The sequence below is a fragment of the Aliivibrio finisterrensis genome, from assembly GCF_008933155.1.
Taxonomy (GTDB): domain Bacteria; phylum Pseudomonadota; class Gammaproteobacteria; order Enterobacterales; family Vibrionaceae; genus Aliivibrio; species Aliivibrio finisterrensis.
In genome coordinates this window covers 1-268 of record NZ_WBVP01000126.1, presented here as the reverse complement: position 1 = coordinate 268, position 268 = coordinate 1, and the positions used below count along the sequence as shown (strand labels likewise).

Genomic DNA, 268 nt, shown 5'->3' with positions numbered 1-268 from the left:
TGAGCCCGACGAGCTACCAAGCTGCTCCATCCCGCGTCCGGATGCATTGTTTAAGACAATGAGACTATAAACCAAACTCTCTTTTCGAGAAGAACCATTAAGGCTCTTAAAGAGAAAATGGAGCGACACACGAGGCTCGAACTCGTGACCTCAACCTTGGCAAGGTTGCGCTCTACCAGCTGAGCTAGTGTCGCATGATCAACGCTATAAAGCATTCAATCTAAATGTGGTTGCGGGAGCAGGATTTGAACCTACGACCTTCGGGTTA

At 48.5% G+C, this 268-nt stretch carries 1 tRNA gene; it reads right to left on the bottom strand.

The window, feature by feature from the left end:
- Positions 1–118 precede the first annotated feature (118 nt).
- Positions 119–194, bottom strand: a tRNA-Gly gene (locus F8B77_RS17400).
- Positions 195–268 lie beyond the last annotated feature (74 nt).